Source organism: Nocardioides salarius, assembly GCF_016907435.1.
Lineage (GTDB): Bacteria > Actinomycetota > Actinomycetes > Propionibacteriales > Nocardioidaceae > Nocardioides > Nocardioides salarius.
This window is the reverse complement of sequence record NZ_JAFBBZ010000001.1, coordinates 2,506,715-2,530,531: the sequence shown is the minus strand read 5'-3', so window position 1 is coordinate 2,530,531 and position 23,817 is coordinate 2,506,715. Positions and strand designations below refer to the sequence as shown.

At 73.9% G+C, this 23,817-nt stretch carries 22 protein-coding genes; 17 read left to right on the top strand and 5 right to left on the bottom strand.

Annotated elements, in window-relative coordinates:
• Nucleotides 1–75: 75 nt before the first annotated feature.
• The 7 genes from JOE61_RS12120 to JOE61_RS12090 all read left to right on the top strand — a co-directional run bounded on the left by JOE61_RS12120 (nt 76) and on the right by JOE61_RS12090 (nt 6,395).
• Nucleotides 76–1,443, top strand: a complete 1,368-nt coding sequence (locus tag JOE61_RS12120; protein ID WP_307822970.1) for a M20/M25/M40 family metallo-hydrolase — start codon at nt 76–78, stop codon at nt 1,441–1,443.
• Nucleotides 1,440–2,897 carry an MFS transporter gene (locus tag JOE61_RS12115; protein ID WP_204797228.1) on the top strand — a complete coding sequence of 486 codons (1,458 nt, stop codon included), beginning with the start codon at nt 1,440–1,442 and terminating at the stop codon, nt 2,895–2,897. Before JOE61_RS12120 ends, JOE61_RS12115 begins: the two co-directional genes overlap by 4 nt.
• A gap of 60 nt (nt 2,898–2,957) precedes the next feature.
• On the top strand, nt 2,958–3,323 hold the full coding sequence (locus tag JOE61_RS12110) for a hypothetical protein (RefSeq protein ID WP_193668328.1): 366 nt from the start codon (nt 2,958–2,960) through the stop codon (nt 3,321–3,323).
• A gap of 52 nt (nt 3,324–3,375) precedes the next feature.
• Nucleotides 3,376–3,708: a hypothetical protein gene (locus JOE61_RS12105; RefSeq protein WP_193668330.1), complete on the top strand. Its 333-nt coding sequence runs from the start codon at nt 3,376–3,378 to the stop codon at nt 3,706–3,708.
• A 54-nt stretch (nt 3,709–3,762) separates the two neighbouring features.
• Complete coding sequence (locus JOE61_RS12100; RefSeq protein WP_193668332.1) at nt 3,763–4,341, top strand: DnaJ family domain-containing protein; 579 nt, start codon at nt 3,763–3,765, stop codon at nt 4,339–4,341.
• 82 nt (nt 4,342–4,423) lie between these two features.
• Nucleotides 4,424–5,527, top strand: a complete 1,104-nt coding sequence (locus JOE61_RS12095; RefSeq protein WP_193668334.1) for an HpcH/HpaI aldolase/citrate lyase family protein — start codon at nt 4,424–4,426, stop codon at nt 5,525–5,527.
• Between the two features lies 1 nt (nt 5,528).
• Nucleotides 5,529–6,395, top strand: a complete 867-nt coding sequence (locus tag JOE61_RS12090; protein WP_193668336.1) for an HpcH/HpaI aldolase/citrate lyase family protein — start codon at nt 5,529–5,531, stop codon at nt 6,393–6,395.
• 39 nt (nt 6,396–6,434) lie between these two features.
• Here JOE61_RS12090 and JOE61_RS12085 read toward each other — a convergent pair whose 3' ends face one another.
• Nucleotides 6,435–6,830 (bottom strand): MmcQ/YjbR family DNA-binding protein, encoded by a 396-nt coding sequence (locus tag JOE61_RS12085; RefSeq protein ID WP_204797227.1) that lies wholly within the window; start codon nt 6,828–6,830, stop codon nt 6,435–6,437.
• Nucleotides 6,831–6,898: 68 nt separating this feature from the next.
• Here JOE61_RS12085 and dtd point away from each other — a divergent pair, with 68 nt between their 5' ends.
• Complete coding sequence (gene dtd / locus JOE61_RS12080) at nt 6,899–7,330, top strand: D-aminoacyl-tRNA deacylase (RefSeq protein ID WP_193668338.1); 432 nt, start codon at nt 6,899–6,901, stop codon at nt 7,328–7,330.
• A 7-nt stretch (nt 7,331–7,337) separates the two neighbouring features.
• Here the strand turns inward: dtd and JOE61_RS12075 are convergent, their stop codons facing one another.
• Nucleotides 7,338–8,192, bottom strand: coding sequence for a patatin-like phospholipase family protein (locus JOE61_RS12075; protein ID WP_193668340.1), 855 nt, complete (start codon nt 8,190–8,192; stop codon nt 7,338–7,340).
• Nucleotides 8,193–8,380: 188 nt separating this feature from the next.
• Between JOE61_RS12075 and JOE61_RS12070 the strand changes: the two genes are divergently transcribed.
• The 8 genes from JOE61_RS12070 to JOE61_RS12035 all read left to right on the top strand — a co-directional run bounded on the left by JOE61_RS12070 (nt 8,381) and on the right by JOE61_RS12035 (nt 19,849).
• A complete protein-coding gene (locus JOE61_RS12070; protein WP_193668342.1) occupies nt 8,381–9,025 on the top strand; it encodes a choice-of-anchor P family protein in 645 nt (214 codons plus the stop codon).
• A gap of 48 nt (nt 9,026–9,073) precedes the next feature.
• Nucleotides 9,074–9,703 (top strand): choice-of-anchor P family protein, encoded by a 630-nt coding sequence (locus JOE61_RS12065; RefSeq protein ID WP_193668344.1) that lies wholly within the window; start codon nt 9,074–9,076, stop codon nt 9,701–9,703.
• A gap of 139 nt (nt 9,704–9,842) precedes the next feature.
• Complete coding sequence (locus tag JOE61_RS12060) at nt 9,843–11,048, top strand: MFS transporter (protein ID WP_307822969.1); 1,206 nt, start codon at nt 9,843–9,845, stop codon at nt 11,046–11,048.
• Between the two features lie 61 nt (nt 11,049–11,109).
• The gene (locus JOE61_RS12055; protein WP_193668346.1) at nt 11,110–11,514 is read left to right on the top strand and encodes a hypothetical protein; all 405 of its coding nucleotides are present in this window, start codon (nt 11,110–11,112) and stop codon (nt 11,512–11,514) included.
• Between the two features lie 30 nt (nt 11,515–11,544).
• The gene (locus tag JOE61_RS12050; RefSeq protein ID WP_193668347.1) at nt 11,545–12,366 is read left to right on the top strand and encodes an IclR family transcriptional regulator; all 822 of its coding nucleotides are present in this window, start codon (nt 11,545–11,547) and stop codon (nt 12,364–12,366) included.
• 11 nt (nt 12,367–12,377) lie between these two features.
• Nucleotides 12,378–13,352, top strand: coding sequence for a DMT family transporter (locus JOE61_RS12045; protein ID WP_193668348.1), 975 nt, complete (start codon nt 12,378–12,380; stop codon nt 13,350–13,352).
• A 126-nt stretch (nt 13,353–13,478) separates the two neighbouring features.
• Nucleotides 13,479–16,010: an amidohydrolase family protein gene (locus JOE61_RS12040; RefSeq protein WP_193668350.1), complete on the top strand. Its 2,532-nt coding sequence runs from the start codon at nt 13,479–13,481 to the stop codon at nt 16,008–16,010.
• A gap of 191 nt (nt 16,011–16,201) precedes the next feature.
• Nucleotides 16,202–19,849, top strand: coding sequence for a (Fe-S)-binding protein (locus JOE61_RS12035; protein ID WP_193668352.1), 3,648 nt, complete (start codon nt 16,202–16,204; stop codon nt 19,847–19,849).
• A gap of 42 nt (nt 19,850–19,891) precedes the next feature.
• On the opposite strand, the gene JOE61_RS12030 is transcribed toward JOE61_RS12035, so the two are convergent.
• The 3 genes from JOE61_RS12030 to JOE61_RS12020 form a co-directional block, all read right to left on the bottom strand.
• Complete coding sequence (locus JOE61_RS12030) at nt 19,892–20,857, bottom strand: type IV toxin-antitoxin system AbiEi family antitoxin domain-containing protein (RefSeq protein ID WP_193668354.1); 966 nt, start codon at nt 20,855–20,857, stop codon at nt 19,892–19,894.
• Nucleotides 20,858–20,944: 87 nt separating this feature from the next.
• Nucleotides 20,945–21,247: a hypothetical protein gene (locus JOE61_RS12025; protein ID WP_193668356.1), complete on the bottom strand. Its 303-nt coding sequence runs from the start codon at nt 21,245–21,247 to the stop codon at nt 20,945–20,947.
• Between the two features lie 10 nt (nt 21,248–21,257).
• Nucleotides 21,258–22,991 (bottom strand): sodium:solute symporter family protein, encoded by a 1,734-nt coding sequence (locus tag JOE61_RS12020; protein WP_193668358.1) that lies wholly within the window; start codon nt 22,989–22,991, stop codon nt 21,258–21,260.
• A gap of 216 nt (nt 22,992–23,207) precedes the next feature.
• Between JOE61_RS12020 and JOE61_RS12015 the strand changes: the two genes are divergently transcribed.
• A complete protein-coding gene (locus tag JOE61_RS12015) occupies nt 23,208–23,726 on the top strand; it encodes a pilus assembly protein HicB (protein ID WP_193668360.1) in 519 nt (172 codons plus the stop codon).
• Nucleotides 23,727–23,817 lie beyond the last annotated feature (91 nt).

The following is a 23,817-nucleotide window of genomic DNA, read 5'->3' as shown; positions in this document are numbered from 1 at the left end:
ACCGCCCCTGCTGTCTCGGATGCGAGACCTGACGTTCCGCCCCGGCGGGCCCGCCCGGACGCGTAGCCTGCGCCCGTGACCTTGAGGGAGGGCGCGGAGCACTCGCGCGCGGTGGGCAAGCTGCAGGCGCTGGTGCGGATCCCGACGGTGAGCCACCGCGACCCCGCCCTGGTCGACACCGCCGCCTTCGACGACTTCCTCGCCGAGCTCGAGCGGCAGTTCCCGCTGCTCCACCAGCACCTGGACCTGACCCGGGTGCACACCCACGGCCTGCTGCTGCACTGGCGCGGCGCCGACGACGCGCGGCCGGTGGTGCTGATGGCCCACCTCGACGTGGTGCCCGTCGAGGGCGAGTGGCAGCACCCGCCCTTCAGCGGCGCGATCGCCGACGGCAGCATCTGGGGCCGCGGCACCCTCGACGACAAGGGCTGCCTGGTCGGCATCTGCGAGGCCGTCGAGACCCTGCTCGAGGCCGGGCACACCCCGGCCCAGGACGTGTGGCTCTCGTTCGGGTGCGACGAGGAGGTCTTCGGCCACGCCGCCCCGCTCGCGGTCGACGAGCTGCGCCGGCGCGGCGTACGCCCGTGGTTCGTGCTCGACGAGGGCGGCGCGATCGCCTCGGAGGCCTTCCCCGGCGTCGGTGCGCCGATCGGCGTCATCGGGGTGACCGAGAAGGGCACCACGTCGGTCGAGCTGCGCGCCGAGGGCCGCGGCGGGCACGCCTCGACCCCGGCCCGCAACGGCCCGACCGCGCGGATCGCGCGCGCCATCACCCGGCTGGAGAAGGCGCCGCTGCCGGCGAGCCTGCCCGCACCCACGATCGAGCTGTTCCGCCGCCTGGCGCCGCACGCGCCGCTGCCGCTGCGCCCGCTGATGGCCAACGCCGAGCGGCTGCGCCCCGCGCTGACGCGGGTGCTGCTGGCCGCCGGGCCCGAGACGGCGGCGATGGCGCGCACCACCGCCGCGGTCACCACGCTGTCGGGCTCCCCCGCCCTCAACGTCATCGCCGGCACCGCCAAGGCCGGGGTCAACCTGCGGCTGATGGTCGGCGACACCGTCGAGGAGGTGCTGGCCCACGTGCGGCGCACCGTCGGCAAGGGCGTCGAGGTCGACGTGCTCGAGAGCGGCGAGGCCAGCCCGGTCTCGCCGTACTCCACCGTCGACGGGCGCGGCGGTCACGCCACGGTCGACGAGGCCTTCGCCCTGCTCGAGGAGACCATCACCGAGGTCTTCCCCGACGCCGTGCCGGCGCCGTACGTGATGATGGCCGCCACCGACTCGCGCCACTTCACCGCGATCTGCGAGCGGGTCTACCGCTTCGCGCCGTTCCGGATGACCAAGGCCCAGCGCGAGTCCATCCACTCCTACGACGAGCACATCGGGGTCGAGGCATTCCTCGACGGCGTCGACTGGTACCGCCGACTCATCGAGAGGCTCTCGTGAACCGCTCCCTGCCCCCCGCCGTCCGTGGCCTGGCCACGATCGTCGGCTTCCTGGTCGTCGTCGAGCTGGCCAGCGGCGTGCTGCAGGGCTACTACACCCCGATCTTCAGCGACATCGCCGACCACCTGGGCATCCAGGACGCCGACGTCAACTGGTTCGAGGCGGCCCAGCTGCTCGTCTCGGCGCTGTGCGTGCCGCCGCTGGCCCGCCTCGGCGACCTGGTGGGCCACAAGTTGGTGCTGCTGGTCTCGACCGCGGTCACCGCGCTCGCCTCGTGGGGCGTCGCCTTCGCGCCGTCCTTCGAGACCTTCCTGGTCGCCTGGGCGCTGCAGGGCTTCTACGTCGTCTGGCTGCCGCTCGAGGTCGCGATCATCTACCGCCGCACCGCCGGCTCGGGGCGCCAGGGCGTGCTGACCCGCCGCTCGGCCGCGGTGCTGGTCGGCGCCCTCGAGCTGGCCGTGATCATCGGCGCGCTCACCTCGGGGATGCTCGTGGAGCGCACCTCGATGACGGTGCTCCTGTCGCTGCCGGCCGTGGTGGTCACCGCCTGCCTGCTGATCATCTGGGTCGGCATCGACGACACCCCCGGCGAGGCCACCGGCGGCTTCGACTGGCCCGGCCTCGGGCTGGTCACCGCCGCGCTGCTGCTGGTGATGGGCGGGCTGATCGCGGTGCGCCTGCAGGGCCCGGCCAGCGTGCTGCCGTGGCTGCTGGTCGCCGCCGGCCTGGCCGTGCTGGTCCCCTTCCACCGCGTCGAGGCCGCCCGCGCGGACCCGATGATCGACGTGCGGCTGCTCGCCACCCGCGGCCAGTGGCCCGTGCAGCTGACGGCCTTCCTCTTCGGCATCTCGGTGCTCGGCGCGCAGATCCCGCTCTCGACCTTCGCCCGCACCGACCCCGACGTCGTCGGCTACGGCCTCGGCGCCGACGCCGCGTTCGTCTCCACCCTGGTCGGCGTGTACGTCGTCTTCCTCGCGGTCGGCGCCTTCACGCTGCCACTCAGCGCCCGCCTGCTCGGCCCCCGCGGCGCGCTGGTGGCCGGGGCGCTGCTGGTCGCCCTGGGCTACGGGCTCTTCCTGCCGCTGCACGACTCCACCACCCAGACCTTGGTGAACATGGCGATCGCGGGCGTCGGCTCCGGGGCCCTGGTCGCGGCGCTGCCGGCGACCGCGGCGGCCGCCGCCCCGCCCGACCGCACCGGCTTCGCGACGGGGATGACCAACGCGACCAAGACCGTGGGCGGTGCCTTCGCCAGCTCGGTCTTCGCGATCGCCCTGGCCTCCACCGGCTCCCTCGACGAGCCGGGCGCCGGCCAGGCCCCGCTGTCGGGCTACCTCACCGTGTGGGCCATCTGCTCGGTCTCGGCGGTCGTCGCGGCCGCGGTGCTGCTGATGATGCCGCGCACCTTCGAGGACGTTCCCGAGACGCCGGTCGAGGCCGTGCCGGTGCCCTGAGCACCGATCTGGGTACGCGGGCTCACGACTGGAGCCGTCGACGCGGGGCAGGCTGTGCCCATGAGCTCCCCCACCGGCCCCGCCCCGACGTCGTACGGCGCCACGGCGGCGGTCGCCACCTCGCCGCGGGTCGCCACGGGGTACCGGATCGCCGCCCGGGTCGTGCTGGGCCTCAGCGCCCTCGCGGCGGTCGGCGTGGTCGCCCTGTGCGTGGCCGGCGCCACCGACCCGGGCGGCTACGCCGGCTTCTGGTACCTCTTCGCCATCCTCCTGGCGGCGCCCGTGCTCGTGGCGCTGGCGCTGCTGTGGGCGGCGCGCTGGCTGCGGCCCCGCGCCCCGAGGGCCTCGCTGGCGCTGGCCTGCGTCGCGGCCGCGGGCATGACGTGGCTGGCGTTCGGCGCCCTGGCCGTGCTGTGGCCGTTCTGACCGATCTCCCGCAACGACCACGCCGGCGGAGCCCGGAGAGCAGGATGTGCCCATGACCACCGACCTCGCGCCCCGAGCGGTCGCGCCACGTCCCTCGGCCCTGATCTGGCTGGCGCGCGTCGTGCTGGCCCTCGACCTGCTGGCCCTGGTCGGCTGCCTGGTGCTGGCCACCCTCTCCTGGAACGACACGAGCTCCTCGACGGCCTCGCTGGGGGTCGCGGTCGCGGTCGTGCTGGCGGTCCCGGTCCTCGTCTCCGCGGCGCTGGTCGTCCGCGCCCGGCGGGTGCGGCTGCGCACCGACGCCTGGACGCTGGTGGTCCTCGGCTCGGTCATCACCTTCGGCCTCCTCGGCCTGGTCTGCCTGCAGCTGCTCTTCGGCTCCTGACCACCCGCCCGCCTCGGGCGGGCTGCCTATCATCGGGGCGAGGGAGGTGGCGACATGTCCGAGGAGCCCCGCCGCCGCGCCGACGCCGCGCGGCCCACCGACGAGTCCCAGGCCGCCGACGAGGTCGAGCGCCGCAAGCGCAGCGGCGAGAGCATCGCTGCCGCCCGGATCGCCAACCAGGCCACCTGGGTCGACCAGCAGGTGCGGGTGGCGATGGCCAAGGGCGAGTTCGACGACCTGCCCGGCAGCGGCCGCCCGATCAAGGACCTCGGCTCCGAGCACGACCCCGACTGGTGGGTCAAGCGCCTCGTCGAGCGCGAGCAGATCACCGGGGTGCTGCCCCCGAGCCTGCAGCTGCGCAAGGACGACGCCGAGCTCGACGCCCACCTCGACACCCTCGCCGTCGAGCGCGAGGCCCGCCGCGAGGTCGAGGACTTCAACGCCCGGGTCATCCGCGCCCGCTACACCCCCGCCGACGGCACGCCGCCGCTGATCACCATGCCCCGCGACGTCGAGGCCACCCTCGCCGCCTGGCGCGAGCGGCGTACGGCGCGCGCGGCCGCCGCCCGCGCCCAGGTGCAGGCGCAGGCCCCGGAACCCACCGCCCGCCGGCCCTGGTGGCGCCGCCGCTGACGCACGAACGGCAGCCTGGACCACTCGTTGCTGTCAGATCCGTCATACCCACGGGTAATGCTTCGCTGCTACTTTCGCGCGCATGCCCAGCTCGAGCCGCAGCGCCAAGGACTTCTTCCGCCCCCTCGCCGTGGGGGCACCGACCCCGCCGAGCGAGATCCCGGCCCGCCCCAGCAGGGCGATCCACTTCTTCGACCCCAGCAACGCCAAGATGGCGGCGAAGGTCCCGCAGATGGTCGGCACCGTCGACGTGCTGCTCGGCAACCTCGAGGACGCCGTCAAGGCCGACAACAAGGAGGCCGCCCGCGACGGGCTCGTGCAGATCGCGACTGACACGGACTTCGGGCCGACGCAGCTGTGGACCCGCATCAACTCCCTCGACAGCCCGTGGGTGCTCGACGACCTGACCACGCTGGTGCCGGCGATCGGGCACAAGCTCGACGTGATCATGGTGCCCAAGGTGCAGGGCGCCGAGGACATCCACTACGTCGACCGCCTGCTGGCCCAGCTCGAGGCCAAGGCGGGGCTCGAGAAGCCGATCCTGGTGCACGCGATCCTCGAGACCGCGCGCGGCGTGGCCAACGTCGAGGAGATCTGCGGCGCCAGCCCCCGCATGCAGGGCCTCTCGCTGGGTCCGGCCGACCTGGCCGCCGACCGCCGGATGAAGACCACCCGCGTCGGCGGGGGCCACCCCGGCTACCTGGTGCGCCAGGACCCCGACGGCTCCGGCGAGGAGGCGGTCAACGCCGCCCGCACGACGTACCAGCAGGACCTGTGGCACTACACGATCGCCCGCATGGTCGACGCGTGCGCGATGCACGGCATCTACCCCTACTACGGCCCCTTCGGCGACATCGCCGACGTGGTGGCCTGCGAGGACCAGTTCCGCAACGCCTTCCTGCTCGGCTGCGTCGGAACCTGGAGCCTGCACCCCAAGCAGATCGCGATCGCCAACCGCGTCTTCAGCCCCAGCGTCGAGGACGTCACCCACGCCCGGCGGGTCGTCGCCGCGATGGGCGACGGCACCGGCGCGGTGATGCTCGACGGCAAGATGGAGGACGACGCCTCCCTCAAGCAGTGCCTGGTGATGGTCGAGCTCGCCGAGGAGCTGGCCGCGATCGACCCCGACCTCAAGAAGCAGTACGACGCGATCACCCTGGGCGACCAGCCCGGAGAGAAGGCCTGACATGACCGACGTGACCCCGCTGCGCAGCGTCCTCTACATGCCCGGCTCCAACGAGCGCGCGCTCGAGAAGGCCAGGTCGATCGCCTGTGACGGGCTGATCCTCGACCTCGAGGACTCCGTCGCCCCCGACGCGAAGACCGCGGCGCGCGAGCAGGTGGCCGCGGCCGCCTCCTCCGGCGCCTACGGCCGACGCACCGTGGCCATCCGGGTCAACTCCATCGGCACCGAGTGGCACGACGACGACATCGTCGCCGCCGCCCAGGCCGGCCCCGACGGCGTCGTGGTGCCCAAGGTCAACAGCGCCGACGAGGTGCGCGCGCTCGTCGCGAGCCTCGAGAAGGCCGGCGCCCCCGACCGCACCCGGCTCTGGGCGATGGTCGAGACCCCCGAGGCGATCTTCGACGTGCGGGAGATCGCGGCCGCCTCCGAGCGCCTCGCGGTGCTGGTGATGGGCACCAACGACCTGGTCAAGGAGCTGTACGCCGAGCACGTGCCGGGCCGCGCGCCGCTGCTGACCTCGCTGTCGCTGAGCCTGCTGGCCGCCCGCGCCGCGGGCGTGCAGATCCTCGACGGCGTCTACAACGACGTCAAGGACGCCGAGGGCTTCCTCGCCGAGTGCGCCCAGGGCCGCCAGATGGGCTTCGACGGCAAGACCCTGATCCACCCCGGCCAGGTCGCGCCGGCCAACGAGCAGTTCGCACCCTCGGCCGAGGCGGTCGAGGACGCCCGCGGCCTGATCCGGGCGTGGGAGGACGGCCAGGGCACCGGCGTGGTGACCTACAAGAACAAGATGGTCGAGAACCTGCACGTCGAGTCGGCCCAGCGAACCCTGGCCATCCACGACGCCGTGCAGGCGCTCGAGGCCTGAGCCGGGCTGAGCGGGGCTGAGCCGGGGCTGGGTACGCCCTCACCCGCCGTCGAGGCGCGCCACCCGGCGCGCCCCGGCGGTGCGCCGGTAGGACGCGTCGAGCAGCTCGGCGACCTCGTCCCAGTCGCTGCGCTCGAGGTCGAGGTCGAGGCCCAGCCAGCCGGAGGGTCCCAGGTAGGCCGGCACGAAGACCCGTGGGTCGTCGACGAGCGCCGCCCGGTCGTCGGGGTCGGCGAGCACCATCACCGACCGCGGGTGCTGCACCCACTCGCCGCCGGCCTTGAGCGCGCCGCCGTAGTAGGCGAAGACCTTGGTGGTGAAGAACGCCGGGCGCCCGTGGCTGACCTTCTCGGCCGCGTCGGGCAGCGCCAGCGCGAGGGCGCGCACCCGCGCCAGGACCGGGTCGTCGTCGTCGAACATCCGCGGGTGGGCCACGGGCACAGACTGCTCGACGCGCGGGGTGGCGTCCAGGCTCCGGCGCTCGCGGGGGCCACCATGGGCGCGTGCGAGCCGTCATCCAGCGAACCCTGCATGCGCGCGTCGTCGTCGACGGGGAGGTGGTGGGCCACACCGACCGGCCCGGGCTGCTGGTCTACCTCGGCGTCACCCACGACGACGGCCCCGCCGACGTGACCTGGACCGCCCGCAAGATCTGGGAGCTGCGGGTGCTGCGCGAGGAGCGCTCGGCCGTCGACGTCGACGCACCGGTGCTGGTGGTCAGCCAGTTCACGCTCTACGGCGACACCCGCAAGGGCCGGCGCCCCTCCTGGTCGGCGGCCGCCCCCGGCCCGGTGAGCGAGCCGCTCTACGAGGCGCTCTGCGCCGAGCTGGAGCGCCTGGGCGCCCACGTCGAGCGCGGCCGCTTCGGCGCCGACATGCAGGTCGAGAGCGTCAACGACGGCCCCGTCACGATGCTGCTCGACAGCCCCCGCTGAGGCGCGGTCAGCCCCAGAGCTCGCGCACCCGGTCGACGTACGCCGCCGCCTGGGCGTGCCCGGCGCGCGCCGAGCCGGGCCGGGCGGCGGGGTCGAGCACGTTCTTGCCGATGGCGGCACGGGAGGCGTCGTCGGGGGTGATCACCAGGTGCGGCACACCGAGCTCCTCGAGCTGCTGCCGGGCGCTGCGGATCGGGCCGAGCGAGCGGTCCAGCGGCGAGAGCACCACCACGCGGTCGCAGCCGGCCGCGAGGTCGGCGTTGGCTCCCGAGCGCATCCCGCCGTCGACGTAGGTGCGTGGGCCGATCGGGATCGCGGGGTAGACGCACGGCACCGCGCAGCTGGCGTTGACGGCGTCCTCGAGGCCCACCTCGCCGCCGGGGCGGAAGGCGGCCAGCTCGCCGGTCTCGGCGTCGACGGCCGTGACGACCAGGTCGCGCTCCGGCCACTGCGTGGTCGTCAGCCGCTGGCGCACCTGGTCGTAGCGCTCGGCGATGCTCGGGGTCCGCCCGCGCGCGGCCGCCCGCACCGCACGGGCGCCCAGCAGCCGACCGAACCGCTCGACGTCGCCGCGGGCGCGCAGCATGGCGAGGGCGTACGTCGCCAGCACCCGCGGGCCGATCGCCGCCAAGGGCGCCTCCGTCGGTCCCTCGGGGTCGCCGGGCTCGAGGAGCTGTCGTCGGTAGAGCTCGTCGAGCGGGGTGTCGCTGGTGACCTGCGAGCCCACGATCGAGCCGGCCGAGGTCCCGATGACCCGGTCGGCCCCGGCCAGGTCGGCGCCGGCCGCGGCCAGCCCGGTGAGCAGTCCGGTCTCCCAGGCGATGCCGGTGATGCCGCCGCCGCCGAGCACGAGTGCCTTCATGGGCGTCAGTGTGTCGTACGGCTGGGCGGCGCGAGACTTGACCGACCGGGTGAGGGAAAACGCCACGCGCGGCGCCGAGGATCGGCACACTGGTACGTACCAGCACCATCCCCACCCCTCGTGCACCGCCCCCCACCGACCACGCGGAGTCCTTTCTCGGGACCGGGCTCCCGCGTCGAAGGAGTCTCATGTCCCTCAGCAAGCCCGTCCCCCTGGTGGCCAGCCTGGCCACGTCTGCGGCCCTGGCGTTGAGCCTGGCCCTGGCCCCGACCGCCGGCGCTGCCGAACCGGCCCCGCGCGAGGAGTCCACCGCAGCCACGGCGTCTGCCCCCACCGTGCTCGAGAAGCGCACCCGCACCCCCTTCGTCTTCAAGGGCAACGGCTACGGCACCTCCGTCGAGGGCGGCGAGCTGCCCGTCGACTCCGGCCGCCTGGCCCTGAGCTCGATGGCCTGCACCACCATCGCCGGCAAGCAGAACCGCAACTTCGTCGAGGAGAGCGAGATCCCCGGCCTGGGCACCGTGCGCGGGGTCTCCTCCAAGGTGGTGAGCCGGAAGAAGGGCAGCACCACCTTCCAGAGGTCCAAGCACAAGGTCGCCGAGGTCGTGCTCGCCGAGTCCCCGCTGGGCAAGCTGGCCATCGACGGCATCGTGTCGACCACCAAGGCCTCCTTCGACACGAAGACGGGCTGGAAGGCCAGCGCCGACACCAAGCTCGCCGGCATCACCTTCACCCCGCCGGTGGGCCCCCCGCAGACCATCCCGATCCCCTCGCCCGGGCAGACCGTCCCGGTGCCGGGCCTGGCCAACATCACCCTGGGCCGGATGATCTAGAAACCCGAGCCCGGCAAGAACCGCTCGCGCGCCTACGCCGTCGGCGTCGTGGTCGAGGTGATCCCGACCGGCACCACGGTCAAGCTCGCGCGCAGCATGTCCAAGCTCGAGAAGGGCTTCAAGACCGGCATCTTCGGCGGCAGCGCCATCCCGGTGAAGGCCAAGGTGCTCGGCGAGCTGGTCCAGGTCGGCCGGGTCGTGCGGCAGGTGATGCCCTGCCTGGGCACCGACGGCGAGCTCGTCGCCACCGACGCCGCCGACGTCAACCTGGGCGACCAGGTCGTCGTCCAGGCCGCCAGCGCCCGCCAGAAGGGCAAGCAGACCAACCGCCGGGCCGTCGGCACCGAGGTCGCCCGCATCGCGAAGCTCGACCTCGGCGACGGCGCCCTGGTGCTCGACGCGATCGAGTCGAGGGCGAAGGTGACCCGCCTCAAGAGCGGGAAGCTCAAGCGCAGCGCCTCGGCCAAGGTCGGCGCCATCACCGCCGGCGGTGGCGACGCGCAGAGCCTCGAGGAGCTCGACGGCCTCGAGATCCCCGGCCTGCTCAAGATCGAGACCGGTCTGAGGAAGAAGATCAAGGACGGCATCCGGATGATCGGGCTGCGCATCACGCTGCTCGACGGCACCGGAGCGGTCATCGACCTGGCCACGTCGAAGATGACGATCGCCGACCGCTGAGCCAGCCCCCGCACCCGGCACCGGCCCGGGGCGACGACCCGCAGCACGCGGGGCGTCGTCCCGGGCCGTCTGGTTTCTCACACCGCCGAGGCGTGGGACGAGGTGGCCGCCCCGCCCCCGGAGGGCGTCAGATGGGTCGGTGACCACCCGCGCGCCCACGACCCCGCCCGCGCGCCGGCCCACCAGCCGGCACCGCTGGGCGATGCTGGCCGCCTCCACGCTGGCCCAGGGCGCGGCGGCGGTGACGATCCACGGCCCGGCGTTCCTGATCCCGGTGCTGCGCGACGAGGGCCTGAGCCTGCCGCAGGCCGGGCTGGTCGCCGCCGCGCCGACGATCGGCGTGATGCTCACCCTGGTGGCCTGGGGCCTGCTCACCGACCGGCGCGGCGAGCGCTTCGTGCTCGTCACCGGCCTCGCGCTGACGGCCGTCGCGGGCCTGGTCGCCATGGCCGTGCGCGGTCCGGTCGCGCTGTTCGTGGCCCTGCTGGTGGCCGGCGCGGCCGCGGCGAGCACCGGCTCGGCCAGCGGCCGTGTCGTGGTCGGCTGGTTCCCGCCGCACCGCCGCGGCCTGGCGATGGGGGTGCGCCAGATGGCGCAGCCCACCGGGGTGGCGGTGGCTGCCGTCAGCATCGCCGTCGTCGCCGAGTCGTACGGCGTCGCGACCGCGCTGGGCGTCCCGGTCGCCGTCGCGGCCGCGGCGGCACTCGTGGTCGCGCTCGTGGTCGTCGACCCGCCCCGTCCGGCTCTCGGGGCCGGCGAGCGGGCACCCAACCCCTACCGCCGCGACTCCTACCTGGCGCGCATCCACGGAGTCTCGGTGCTGCTGGTGGTGCCGCAGTTCCTGGTGTGGACCTTCGCGCTGGTGTGGCTGGTCAGCGACCGCGGCTGGTCGGCCGCGGCGGCCGGCAGCCTGGTCGCCGGCGCCCAGCTCGCCGGTGCCCTCGGCCGGATCGCGGCCGGTCAGCTCAGCGACGTGGTGGCCAGCCGGCTGCGGCCGCTGCGCTGGGTGGCGGTCGCCGCGGGAGCCACGATGGTGGCGCTCGGCCTGGCCGCGGGCCAGGACGCGGCGGTGGCGGTGCCGCTGGTGGTGCTGGCCACCGTGCTGACCGTCGCCGACAACGGCCTGGCCTTCACCGCCGTCGCCGAGCGCGCCGGCCCGCACTGGTCGGGGCGGGCGCTGGGCGCCCAGAACACCGCGCAGTACCTCACCGCCTCGGCCGTGCCGCCGCTCGCCGGGCTGCTGGTCGACCGGGCCGGGTACGCCGCCGCCTTCGCGCTGGCCGGTCTCTTCCCGCTGCTGGCCGTGGGCCTGGTGCCGGTGCGCGACGAGCACGACCTGGGATGAGGCCGCCGACCCGTCCGGGTGAACGGGTTCGAGAAGGCCCCGATCGGGGTAGGGGGTCCCCATGTCCACCACCAGCCTGGTCCTCCTCGTCATCGCCGTCCTGGTCGTCGCCGCTCTCGTCGCCGTCGCCGTGGTGGTGCTGCTGCAGCGCAACGCCCGCCTGCGCGCCGCCCGGGTCGAGCAGGCCGGCCAGCTGCGCACCCAGGCGGCCGCCCACGACGAGCCGATCGCGGCCTCGCGCAACCGGGTCGAGGAGGCGCAGGTGCGCGCCGACGAGGCGCACGCCCGCGCCGACGAGGCCGACCGCGAGGTGGACCTGGCCGAGCAGGTGCTGGCCCAGGACGAGGCGCAGCAGGAGGACCGGCTGCGCGCCGCCGACGAGCTCGACCCGCACCGGGAGACCGAGGCCGGCACCGCCCCCGCCACTGACCAGGTGACCGACCCCGAGGGCCGACACCGCGCCTGAGCCGCCCGGCGGGTCTGGGAGGCTGCGCTCATGCAGCCCGCCCCGACCCCGCCGCGCCGCCCCGGCACCCAGGTGCCGGCGGCGACCCGCACGCTGCGGGTGCTGCGCTTCCTGGCCGGCCAGCCCGACCCGGTGCCGGTCGACCGGATCGCCCGGGCCTGCGACCTGCCCCGCTCCACGGCGTACCACCTGCTCGGCGTGATGGTCGAGGAGGGCTTCGTGACCCACCTGCCCGAGGAGCACCTCTACGGCCTGGGCGTGGCCGCCTTCGAGGTCGGCTCGGGCTACGCCCGCCAGGTGCCGCTGCAGCGCATCGCCCGCCGGGCCCTGGCCACGCTGGTCGACCGCACCGGCCACAACGCCCACCTCGCGGTGCTGCACGGTCGTGACGTGCTCTACGTGCTCGAGGAGCGGGCCCCCGGCCGCCCGCCCCTGGTCACCGACGTGGGGGTGCGCCTCCCGGCCCACCTGACCGCCAGCGGCCGCGCCCTGCTGGCCGGGCTCTCGGCGGCCCAGGTGCGTGCGATCTTCCCGGGCCCCGAGGCGATGGTCGAGCGCACCGGCCTGGGCCCGCGCACCCCCCGGGCCCTCAAGGAGCTGCTCGTCGAGACCCGGCAGCGCGGCCACGCCACCGAGGACGGCGAGGTGAGCGAGGGCATGGCCAGCGTCGCCGCCGCGGTGCGCGACCACAACGAGCACCCCGTGGCGGGCGTGGCGCTGACCTACCCGGTCGCCGAGGTCGCCGAGGCGGGTGGCGTCGACGGGCCGACCACGGTCGAGAGGCTGGCCGGCGAGGTGCGCCGCACCGCCGACCAGCTGACCCGCCGCCTGGGCGGCGGGCGGGCCCGGTGAAGGCAGGCGCGATGGTGACGAGCCCGGCCGCGGCCCGGTGGGGCGTGGCGCAGATCGCCCTCGCCGCGTTCCTGTGGGGCACCGGCGGCCTGGTGGTCCAGCTGGTGCGCGAGCGGGTGCCGATGACGGTGCCCACCATCAGCGCGTGGCGCCTGGCGCTCGCCCTGGCCGCCCTGCTCGCGATCGTGCTGGCCCAGCGTGCCGGGGGCCGCCTGGTCGCGCTGCTGCGCGCGCGCCCGCGCCGGGTGCTGGCCGTCGGGCTCGCGACGGCCGGCTACCAGCTGCTGTACTTCCTCGCCGTCACCTGGGCCGGCGTCACGGTGGCGACCGTGGTGAGCCTGGGCCTGGCGCCGGTGCTGCTCGGGGTCGGCGAGGCCATCACCTCCCGCCGGGCGCCGAGCCCGACCCGGCTCCTCGTGGTCGCGGCGGCCCTGGCGGGCCTCGTCCTGGTCTCCACCGCCACCGGGCACGGCGCCGGCGCGGTCGGGCCCCGGCCGGCCGCCGGTCTCGCCGTCGCCGTCGCCGCCGGTGTGCTCTACGCGCTGGCGACCGGCTGGGGCGGCGACCTGGCCCGCGGCACCCCGCCCCTGGTGCTGACCGCGGCCACCACCGGCGTCGGGGTGCTGGTCCTGGCTCCCCTGGCCCTGCTCGGCGGCGGCCCCCTGCTCACCACCGACACCGAGGCGCTGGCGCTGCTGGCCTACCTCGGCGTCTTCACCATGGCCGCCGCGTACGCCGCCTTCTACGCGGGCCTGCGCACCACCCGCGGCTCGACCGCCACCCTGGTCACCCTCGTCGAGCCGCTGTCGGCCGCGCTGCTGGCCGCGGTCGTGCTGGGCGAGCGGCTGGGCCCTGCCGGACTGGTCGGCGCGGCGCTGATCCTGGCCGCCGTCGCCGGGCTGGCCCGCGACGAGGAGGACGCCGTGGCCGTGGCCGCCGGACCGACGGCGGCGCTGCCGGGCGTGCCGCGCCCCGACCACGACTGACCCGCAGGAGCCCGACCTCCGCGAAAGCCCGGCGCGACGACGACGCGGTGCCCACACTGTGACGAGCGTCTCGACAGTTCAGTGAACATGTGTCACTTTCTTGTCACGTTCCCTCCGGAGGTCCCCATGCGTCGCAGCCCGTCCCCCACCCGTCCCCCGCGCGAGCCGGGCACCACCCGGCGCCTGGCCTGGACCGCGATCGGCGCCGCGCTGGTGGTCGGTGCGGCCGTGGTGGTGCCCGGCGTGGTCGGGGAGCCCGCCGGCCCGACGGGCGCACAGGGCGAGCGCGCCCGCGGAGGCCTGCGGGCGGCCCACGAGGCGGCCAGCGGCCAGGGCACCCTGCCCTTCACCGACGCCCACGGCCACGAGGTGCGCCTCGACGTCGACCCGGCGACCAAGAACGCGGTCTCGCGCGCCGGCGAGGAGGTCGGCGCCGAGACCCGCGACCCCACGACCGCGGCCGAGCGCGCCGCGGCGGCGGCGTACGTCGCCAGCGAACGTGCGCGCCGCGACCCCCGCCTCGGCTCGACCAGGGCCTACCCCGAGCGCAGCACCCACCCGCGCACCCGCTACGCCATGGCCCGCGGCTGCTACACGCTCGTGCCCGGCGGCGAGCCGACGTACTTCCAGGCCACCGACCTGGGCGAGTACCTCCTGCTCACCCCCGACGAGCAGCTCGTCGCCGCCGGGGGCGGCCGGGCCGCCGAGCCCAGCGACGCCACCGTCTGGCGGGCCTCGAAGAAGGGCCGGCTGGTCTCGCTGGCCAACGCCGGCGAGCGCCTCGAGGTGGACGGCCGGACCGCGTTCCGGCTGACCACCGCGAAGGGCTGCGCGACCTGGCCCGAGGCGCAGGTCGACGTCTCCGGGCGCCCGCACACCGGCGTCACGCCCTTCCAGGAGGTGCGCGGCTACGTCGACGCGCACACCCACCACATGGCCTACGAGTTCCTGGGCGGCGAGGTGCACTGCGGCAAGCCGTGGGACCGCTTCGGCGCCGAGGTCGCGCTGACCGACTGCGAGGACCACACGATCACCGGCGGCTACGGCGCGCTGCTCGAGACCGCGCTGTCGGGCGAGGTCGGCCACGACCCGGTCGGCTGGCCGACCTTCACGGACTGGCCGGCGCCGGCCTCGCTGACCCACGAGGGCACCTACTACCGCTGGATGGAGCGCGCCTGGCGCGGCGGGCAGCGGCTGTTCACCAACCTGCTGGTCGAGAACAACCAGCTGTGCCAGCTCTACCCGCTCAAGCGGAACTCCTGCGACGACATGGACTCGGTGCGCCTGCAGATCCAGCGCACCTTCGAGTTCCAGGACTATGTCGACGCCCAGTTCGGCGGCCCGGGCAAGGGCTTCTACCGGATCGTGACCAGTCCCTTCGAGGCCCGCCGGGTCATCAACGAGGGCAAGATGGCCGTGATCCTCGGCATCGAGACCTCCGTGCCCTTCGGCTGCACGTTCAAGAAGCTGCCCGGCGGCGACCTCGCGCAGTGCGACGCCGAGACCATCGACCAGCAGATGGACGAGATGCACGACCTGGGCGTGCGCCAGATGGAGCTGGTCAACAAGTTCGACAACGCCCTGTCGGGCATCGCGGGCGACGCCGGCGAGACCGGCGTGGCCGTCAACGCCGCCAACTTCCTCGAGACCGGCACCTTCTGGGACATGCGCACCTGCACCCCCGCCGACACCGAGAACCACGACAAGAACCAGACGCTGGCGGCGCCCGAGATCTCCGCCGACCAGCAGGACGCGCTCTTCGGCGCCATCGGGCAGCTCTTCGGGTCGCTGAACCTGCCGGCGCTCTCGCTCTACCCGCGCACCAACCACTGCAACGCACGCGGGCTGACCACGCTGGGTGAGCACACCATCGACGGCCTCGCGAAGCGCAAGATCGTCTTCGACCCCGACCACATGAGCGTCAAGGCCCGCAACCAGGCCCTCGACCAGGTCGAGGAGCTCGGCTACCAGGGGCTGCTCTCGAGCCACTCCTGGTCGACCCCCGACGCCTACCCGCGCATCTACGAGCTGGGCGGCTTCATCACCCCCTACGCCGGCGACTCCACCGGCTTCGTCGAGAAGTGGCGCACGCACGTCGGCTGGGCCGACGAGCGCTACTACTTCGCGATGGGCTACGGCGCCGACATCAACGGCCTCGGCGCCCAGGGCGACCCCCGCGGCGCCGACGTGCCCAACCCGGTGACCTACCCGTTCAAGGGACTCGGCGGCGTCACCGTGCGCCAGCAGCGTGCCGGCGAGCGGGTCTACGACGTCAACGCCGACGGCGTCGCGCAGTACGGCCTCTACCCCGACTGGATCGAGGACCTCGGCAAGGTCGCCGACGCCCAGCAGGGCGACGGGTCAGCGGTGCTCGACGACATGGCGCGCGGCGCCGAGGGCTACCTGCAGATGTGGGAGCGGGCCTACGGCATCGCCCCCGACTCCTGCCGCAACCCCGAGCGGCAGCTGCCGGTCGCCCAGGTGCAGCGCCGTCTCGACCGGGGCATGAGCACGCGGCAGGTGATGAAGGTCGTGGGCCAGCCCTACACCCGGCTCGGGCGCACCTTCGGCTTCTGCTCCACGCGGGGCGGCGCCGAGGTCGAGATGACCGCGACCTTCACCAAGCGCGGCAGGCTGCGCGGCGTACGCCGCTCGTGAGCGGCCGGTCGTGGCCTGACCGTCGTGGCCCGGCGGGCGGCTCGCGGTGCAGACGGTCGCTGGCATTGAAGTTACCGCCCGGTAGGCTGCATCTCACCCCCGCCGACGCCTGACGGCGTCGACACAGGGGCCTAGGCTCACGCAGGCGCGCAGGAAGCCGCGCGCCAACAGAACCCGAGGAGCACGTCCGCATGCAGACCTTCGCCATCGTGGTGTCCCTGGCGTTCACGGCGGTCGCCGTGGCGATGACGGTGCGGGCGGTGCGCTCGATCGTCGCCACCGTCCGCGTGGGCACGCCGATCAGCCGCACCGACAACCCCGCGCGGCGCACGGTGACGCTGCTCAAGGAGTCGATGCTGCACACCCGGATGCTCCAGTGGCACTGGATCGGGGCGATGCACTGGTTCGTGTACGCCGCCTTCATCGTGCTCTCCGCGGCCGTGGCCACCGGCTACGTGCAGCTGTTCAACCCCGACTTCGCGCTGCCGGTCATCGGCCACTTCTTCCTCTTCGAGTGGGTCAGCGAGGGGCTGGGCCTGCTCGGCACGATCGGCATCATCTTCCTGGCGGTGCACCGCCAGCTCAACCACCCGCGCGACAAGGGCCGCCGCAGCCGCTTCTTCGGCTCCAACCAGTGGCAGGCCTACTTCGTCGAGACCTTCGTGCTCGTGGAGAGCGCCGCGATCCTGTTCATCCGCGGCGCGGAGTACAACCTCGGCCAGATCGACTCCACCCACGCCGAGGACTTCACGCCCTTCCACTTCCCGCTCTCCAGCGTCGTCGGCGAGGCCCTCTTCCCCGCCGGGGTCGCCGGCAACGAGGCCGCCCTCGAGACGACCATCGTGGTCATCGCGATGATCAAGGTCGTCCTGGCGATGATCTGGCTGATGGTCATCTCCTCCAACCTGACCATGGGCGTCGCCTGGCACCGCTTCACCGCCTGGTTCAACATCTTCTTCAAGCGCGAGTCGACCGGTCGCGACACCGACGGCGCGACCACCGCCCTGGGCGCGGTCAAGCCGCTGACCAACAACGGCGAGCGGGTCAGCCTCGACGACATCGAGGACCTCGACGAGGACGCCAAGCTGGGCGTCGGCGCCGTCGAGGACTTCTCCTGGAAGGGCCTGCTCGACTTCACCACCTGCACCGAGTGCGGCCGCTGCCAGAGCCAGTGCCCGGCCTGGAACACCGACAAGCCGCTCTCGCCCAAGCTGCTGATCACCGCGCTGCGCGACGCGACGTACGCCAAGGCTCCCTACCTGCGCGCGGGCGAGGACGAGCGCGCGGCGCTGCTCGAGGGCGACACCGCCCTGGCCACCGAGGTCGAGCGTCCCCTGGTCGGCGAGACCGGCGGCCGCATGGACGGCCTCGACGACGGCGAGTGGTTCTACAACCCGACCAACGGCTCCGCGGTCATCGACCCCGAGGTGCTGTGGAACTGCACCTCCTGCGGCGCCTGCGTGCAGCAGTGCCCCGTCGACATCGAGCACGTCGACCACATCGTCGACATGCGCCGCTACCAGGTGCTGGTCGAGTCGAACTTCCCCGCCGAGCTCAACGGCCTCTTCAAGGGCCTGGAGAACAAGGGCAACCCCTGGAACATGTCGGCCTCGGCCCGCATGGACTGGGCCAAGGGCCTCGACTTCGACGTCAAGGTCGTCGGCGAGGACATCGAGTCCCTCGACGAGGTCGACTGGCTGTTCTGGGTCGGCTGCGCCGGCGCCTACGAGGACCGCGCCAAGAAGACCACCCGCGCGGTCGCCGAGCTGCTCGACATGGCCGGGGTCTCCTTCGGCGTGCTCGGCAACGGCGAGACCTGCACCGGCGACCCGGCCCGCCGGGCCGGCAACGAGTTCGTCTTCCAGGGCCTGGCCGCGCAGAACGTCGAGACGCTGACCGAGTACAAGGTCAAGAAGGTCGTCTCGACCTGCGCCCACTGCTTCAACACCCTCAAGAACGAGTACAAGGAGTTCGGCATCGAGCTGGAGGTGGTCCACCACACCCAGCTGCTGAACCGCCTGGTCCGCGAGGGCAAGCTCACCCCGGTCCAGGAGGGCGCGGGCGCCCACAAGCGCTCGATCACCTACCACGACCCCTGCTACATCGGTCGCCACAACGGCGTCTACACCCCGCCCCGCGAGCTGCTGCAGATCCTCCCCGGCGCCGAGGTCGTCGAGATGGAGCGCAACTCCGAGCGGTCCTTCTGCTGCGGCGCCGGTGGCGCGCGCATGTGGATGGAGGAGAACACCGGCGAGCGGATCAACATGAACCGCACCAACGAGGCCGTCGGCACCGGCGCCGACCAGATCGCCGTCGGCTGCCCCTTCTGCCGCGTGATGCTCTCTGACGGGCTGACCATGAAGCAGTCGAAGGGCGAGGCCCGCGAGGAGGTCGAGGTCCTCGACGTCGCGCAGATGCTGCTCGCCTCGGTCAAGGGCGAGATGGCCACCAAGGCCGCGCCCGGCTCGGCCGCCGCCCCCGCCAAGGCGGCCCCGGCCGCCAAGGCCGCTCCCGCTGCTGCTCCCGCCGAGGACGTCGCGACCAAGGCGGAGCCCGAGGCCGGCGACGAGACGATCACCGACGACACCGTCGTCGAGACCCAGGACGCCGGTCCGCTGGCGAAGGCCAGCGGCGGCTCCAGCCTCTTCGACTCCCCCGACGCCGCCGCGGCCGACGACAAGCCGGCCGGGGCCACCTCGGGCGGCTCGCTCTTCGACACCCCCGAGACCGCGGCCGACGACAAGCCGGTCGCCGAGGAGGCCCAGGCTGCCAAGCCCGAGTCCTCCGGCGGCTCGCTCTTCGACCTGGGTGGCGACGAGCCCGCACAGGCGGAGACGAAGCCCGAGGCGAAGGCCGAGCCGGCGCCCGAGGCCGAGGCAGCGCCCGCCGCGCCGGCCGACGACCTCGGCTCCGGTGGCTCGCTCTTCGACCTCGGCGGTGACGAGCCCGAGGCCGCGGCCACCGAGACCGAGCCGAAGCCGGCGGCCGAGGCGGAGCCGAAGGCTGCTCCGACCGAGGCCGCCCCGGCGGCCGAGGCCGACCTGGGCTCGGGCGGCTCGCTCTTCGACATCAGCGCCGACGAGCCGGCGGCCCCCGCCGCCAAGACCGAGCCCGCGACGACCGAGGCAGCGCCCGCTGCCGAGGCCCCGAAGGCGGAGACCCCAAAGGCGGAGACCCCGGACCTCTCCAGCGGCGGGTCGCTCTTCGACATCGCCGCCCCCGCGCCCGCGGAGCCGCAGGCCAAGGCCGAGGCCAAGGCCGAGCCGGAGCCCGAGCCGCAGGCGAAGGCCGAGCCCGAGCCCGAGCCCGCAGCCGAGCCCAGCCCGGCAGCGGAGGCCACCCCTGCTCCGGCAGCAGCCCCGGCCGCGTCCGGGTCGGCGACCGCGCCGAAGACCGACGTCGACCTCGACGCGATGGGCTCGCTCTTCGACATCGAGGCCCCCGAGGCCACGACGGTCGAGCGTCCCGCCGCCCCGGCCCAGCCGGAGCCGCAGGCCGCCCAGCCTGAGGAGCCCACCGAGACCGAGGCCACGGCCGCCTCGGCTGCCTCGGCTGCCTCGACCGACGTCCCGGACGGCGCCGCGCTCAGCGCGGCCGCCACCCAGGCCGCCGGCACCGCCGAGGAGACGCCGGCCCCCGAGCCGGCCGCGGCCGAGACCGTCGTCGAGGAGGCACCGGCTGAGGAGGCACCGGCTGAGGAGGCAGAGCCGGAGCCGGCCGAGGCGCAGGCCGAGGAGCCCGCGCAGGAGGAGAAGCCGAAGCCGGCCTCCAGCGGCGCGACGCACACGCCGAGGACGGACGTCGACATCGACGGGTCCGGGTCGCTCTTCGACCTCTGAGCAGGTCGGCAGAGCAGCCGACGAGAAGTGTGGAGCCCCGGATCAACCTGGTTGGTCCGGGGCTCCACACTTTGCGCAGGGCTGGAGCTGCCCGGTCCAGCCGCGACGGGTCAGCACCGCCGCCACCGCACGGGCCGTGGCGCAGGGCCGGTCGACCGCCTGGCCCCAGCCGATGCGCAGCGTCTCGCCGCCGGCGCTCGCCACGGCGTGGGCCAGGTCGCGGTCGAGGTCGCGGTCGCGCTGGCGCACCGAGGAGTGGTGCAGGCGCCCGTCGAGCTCGACGGCCACGCCCTGCTCGGCGTACACCACGTCCTGCCAGGTGGTGCGTCCCTCGTGGTGGGCCCGGGCCTGCCGGCTGCCGACCGGCAGCCCGTGGGCACGCTCGACCCGGGTGAGGTACTCGTGCTCGAGCACCGAGCAGGTGCCCTCGGCCACGTCGAGGAGCACCCCGCCGACCCAGGCGCGGCGCCGGGCCCAGGGCCGGGCGTCGAGGGCGGCGACCAGCCGCTGGGCGGTGGTGCGCCGCGAGCCGCAGGCGTCGGCCAGTGCCGCGATCGAGGCCAGCTCGTCGTCGCAGGCGAGCGCGACGTCGAGAGCCGCCTCCTCGTAGCGCACCCGTGGCGGTCCGGCGTTCCAGCGCACCCGCGCCGCGTAGCCGTCGACCCGGTGCACGACCACCCCGCGGGGCGGGTCGAGGCGCCGGCCGCGGTCGACGGTGACGTGCAGGAGGTCGGTCTCGCGGCCACGGCGGCCCGGCCCCTCGGCGGCGCGCAGTGCGCTCTCGTGCGACAGCGCGGCGGGCGCCGCCCACAGCACCGCCGCCCACGCGCGCTGGGCCCAGTCCAGCGGCCCGGTGTGGTCGACGTACACCCCGCGGTGCACCTCGCTCAGGTCGCGGCGGCGCAGCATCCGTGCCACGCCCACCCGGTCGACGCCCTCGAGGTCGAGCAGCTGTCGGCGCGCCACGACGCCGCCCTGGTCGCGCAGCAGGCGGGAGATCTCGTCCATGGCCCGACCCTGCCCGGGGCGGGCCTCCCGCGCCGGGCGCGCGGGGCCGCCTGTGGAGAGGCCGGCGCCGGCGGGCCGCTGTGGACGTCAGTCGTCGTCGGCGGCCCCGTCGGGCACGTAGACCGGGCGCAGCCGGGCCCAGCCCAGGAAGACCGCGGAGACCACGAGCATCGCGATCCCGGCCCACAGGTTGGCGTTGACGCCGCCCGTCTTGTCGGTCTCGGGGTCGGCGAAGGCCCCCATCAGCACCAGGATCACGCCGTACGCGCCGATCAGCCACCCGATGATGTTGCGGATGTCGAAGGCTCCGGCCTGGTGGCGCCGGGTCCCGCCGGTGCTGGACCCGGCGCTGGACTCAGGGGTGGTCTCGGGGGTGGTGTTCTCAGGCATCGGGGTCTCCTCAGAAGGCCACGTTGAGTGCGATGACGATGACGAGCGCGATGCTCGCCAGCGGGACCGTGCGGCGGTACCAGGGGTACGACGCCTCGTCGGGGTCGGTGCGCTCCTCGCGCGGGGTCTCCGAGTAGACCAGCCCGCGCAGCGAGCCCTCGGGCTTGGGGGCGGTGACCAGCGAGACCGCGACGCTGACGACGATGTCGACGGCGAACGCCGCTCCGGCGGCCACGAAGGCGGCGCCCTGGCCGCTGAGCGCCAGCACCCCGATGCTCAGCCCGCCGAGGGTGCCCTCGGCGAGGAAGCCCACCAGGACCGCGGCCGACGTGCCGGCGACCAGGCCGGCCCAGCCCGCCGTGGCGGTCATCCGCTTCCAGAACATGCCGAGGATGAACGTCGCGAAGAGCGGGGCGTTGAAGAAGCCGAACAGCGTCTGGAGGTAGTCCATGATGTTCGAGAAGCTGGAGGCCAGGTAGGCGGTGCCGATCGCGGCCACGGTGGCGCCGACGGTCGCCAGACGACCCACCTGCAGGTAGTAGCGGTCGGGCCGGTCCTGCACGCCGTAGCGCTGCCACAGGTCGAAGCTGAAGACCGTGTTGAACGCCGAGATGTTGGCCGCCATGCCGGCCATGAACGCCGCGAGCAGGCCGGCGACGGCCACACCGAGCAGGCCGTTGGGCAGCAGGTCGCGCATCAGGTAGATCAGCGCGTCGTTGTACTGCACCGTGCCCTCGGCCCCGCCGGTGACCTGCTCGCCGGCCTTGGTGCGCGCGATCTCGCTGACCAGCACGGCGGCGATCATGCCGGGCAGGATGGTGATGAACGGGATGAAGATCTTGGGGAAGGCACCGATGATCGGGGTCTTGCGGGCCGCGGAGATCGAGTCGGTGGCCATCGCGCGCTGGACCTCCACGAAGTTCGTGGTCCAGTAGCCGAAGGAGAGCACGAAGCCCAGGCCGAGCACGATGCCGACCACCGACAGGATGTCGGAGGAGAAGCCCGTCAGGGCGGTGCCGGGCCAGGAGTTGAGCTGCTCGGCGGCCGAGGGCACGCCGGGGCCGCCCGCGTCGGCGGCGATGCGCTCCTTGAGCCCGTCCCAGCCACCGACCCGGGAGAGGCCCAGCAGGGTCAGCGGGAGCAGGCCGGCCACGATGACGAAGAACTGCAGCACCTCGTTGTAGATCGCGGCGCTCAGGCCGCCGAGGGTGATGTAGCTGAGCACCACGGCCGCGGCCACGACCAGGGCGATGATCAGGTCGATTCCGATCAGCGCCTGGATGATGCTGCCGAGCAGGTAGAGGTTGATGCCGGCGATCAGCAGCTGGGCCACGGCGAAGGAGATCGCGTTGACCAGGTGGGCCCCGGTGCCGAAGCGGCGGTACATGAACTCGGGCACCGAGCGCACCTGCGAGCCGTAGTAGAACGGCATCATCACCACGCCGAGGAACAGCATCGCGGGGATCGCGCCGATCCAGAAGTAGTGCACCGCGGGCAGCCCGAACTGCGCGCCGTTGGCGCTCATCCCCATGATCTCGACGGCGCCGAGGTTGGCGGAGATGAAGGCCAGCCCGGTGACCCAGGCCGGCAGCGAGCGCCCGGACAGGAAGAAGTCGACCGAGTCGGAGACCTGGCGGCGCGCCACCACCCCGATCGTCAGCACGAAGCCGAAGTAGATGGCGATGATCAGGTAGTCGACGGGGTGCGCCGAGATGATCGTGTCGCCGGCCCAGACCGTGGTCATCGAACAGCCGTCCTTCCGAGAGACTCGCGTGGCGCCCGCGGACAGCGGTCGTTGTCCGGTCGTTGTGCTGCGCAACCAGTGGAGGCTAGTGCCGGACGCGGCACGACGAGCCACCCCTCCGGGGGAGGGTCGCGGACCCGAGTGACGCCACTGTGACATCAGAAATGACGTCACTACCTCTTGCAGTGGCGTCACCATGGCGTCATAGTGGTGCGCATGGACATCTCCCCGTACGTCGAGCGCCTGCGCCACGACCTGCTCGCCGCCGCGGAGGCCGGCGGCCCCGAGGTGCGCTCCGCGACGGAGCGGCTGACCTACGCCCTGGACCCGGCTGTGCGCCTGGCCCTGATGGAGGCCGTCTCTCACGCAGCGGCCGAGATCACCTCAGCGCTGCCGACCGGCAGCGTCGACGTCCGGCTCGACGGCCGCGACCTCGACTTCGTCGTCGACACCACTCCGCCCCCGGCGCCCGCCCCTCCTCCGCCCCCGCCCCCGTCGACCGAGGAGGGTGACGACGGCGTCGTCGCCCGGGTCACGCTGCGCCTGCCCGAGCCGGTCAAGGCCCGCGCCGAGGAGCTGGCGGCCCGCGCGGGCACGTCGCTGAACAACTGGCTGGTGGGCGTCGTGCGCGACGCGACCAGCGAGAGCGGCGACCGGGCCGTGCGCGTCGACGTCGACCTGTCCTCCCTCCCCTTCGGCGGCGGTCGCGGGCGCCGGCTCAACGGCTGGATCTGACCGGCACCGACACCTCCCCGACCACCAGCGCACCCGCAGGGACGGCCCTCCGGCCGGTCCCGCGGACGAGCACACCCTCATCCCAGTCGTC

Coding starts and splice junctions, on each gene's coding strand:
- JOE61_RS12040 (WP_193668350.1), top strand. CDS start 13,479: ATGCGTCGCAGCCCGTCCCCCACCCGTCCCCCGCGCGAGCCGGGCACC.
- JOE61_RS12070 (WP_193668342.1), top strand. CDS start 8,381: ATGTCCCTCAGCAAGCCCGTCCCCCTGGTGGCCAGCCTGGCCACGTCT.
- JOE61_RS12055 (WP_193668346.1), top strand. CDS start 11,110: ATGTCCACCACCAGCCTGGTCCTCCTCGTCATCGCCGTCCTGGTCGTC.
- JOE61_RS12050 (WP_193668347.1), top strand. CDS start 11,545: ATGCAGCCCGCCCCGACCCCGCCGCGCCGCCCCGGCACCCAGGTGCCG.
- JOE61_RS12090 (WP_193668336.1), top strand. CDS start 5,529: ATGACCGACGTGACCCCGCTGCGCAGCGTCCTCTACATGCCCGGCTCC.
- JOE61_RS12075 (WP_193668340.1), bottom strand. CDS start 8,192: ATGAAGGCACTCGTGCTCGGCGGCGGCGGCATCACCGGCATCGCCTGG.
- JOE61_RS12110 (WP_193668328.1), top strand. CDS start 2,958: ATGAGCTCCCCCACCGGCCCCGCCCCGACGTCGTACGGCGCCACGGCG.
- JOE61_RS12105 (WP_193668330.1), top strand. CDS start 3,376: ATGACCACCGACCTCGCGCCCCGAGCGGTCGCGCCACGTCCCTCGGCC.
- JOE61_RS12100 (WP_193668332.1), top strand. CDS start 3,763: ATGTCCGAGGAGCCCCGCCGCCGCGCCGACGCCGCGCGGCCCACCGAC.
- JOE61_RS12025 (WP_193668356.1), bottom strand. CDS start 21,247: ATGCCTGAGAACACCACCCCCGAGACCACCCCTGAGTCCAGCGCCGGG.
- JOE61_RS12035 (WP_193668352.1), top strand. CDS start 16,202: ATGCAGACCTTCGCCATCGTGGTGTCCCTGGCGTTCACGGCGGTCGCC.
- JOE61_RS12045 (WP_193668348.1), top strand. CDS start 12,378: ATGGTGACGAGCCCGGCCGCGGCCCGGTGGGGCGTGGCGCAGATCGCC.
- JOE61_RS12095 (WP_193668334.1), top strand. CDS start 4,424: ATGCCCAGCTCGAGCCGCAGCGCCAAGGACTTCTTCCGCCCCCTCGCC.
- JOE61_RS12015 (WP_193668360.1), top strand. CDS start 23,208: ATGGACATCTCCCCGTACGTCGAGCGCCTGCGCCACGACCTGCTCGCC.
- JOE61_RS12020 (WP_193668358.1), bottom strand. CDS start 22,991: ATGACCACGGTCTGGGCCGGCGACACGATCATCTCGGCGCACCCCGTC.
- JOE61_RS12030 (WP_193668354.1), bottom strand. CDS start 20,857: ATGGACGAGATCTCCCGCCTGCTGCGCGACCAGGGCGGCGTCGTGGCG.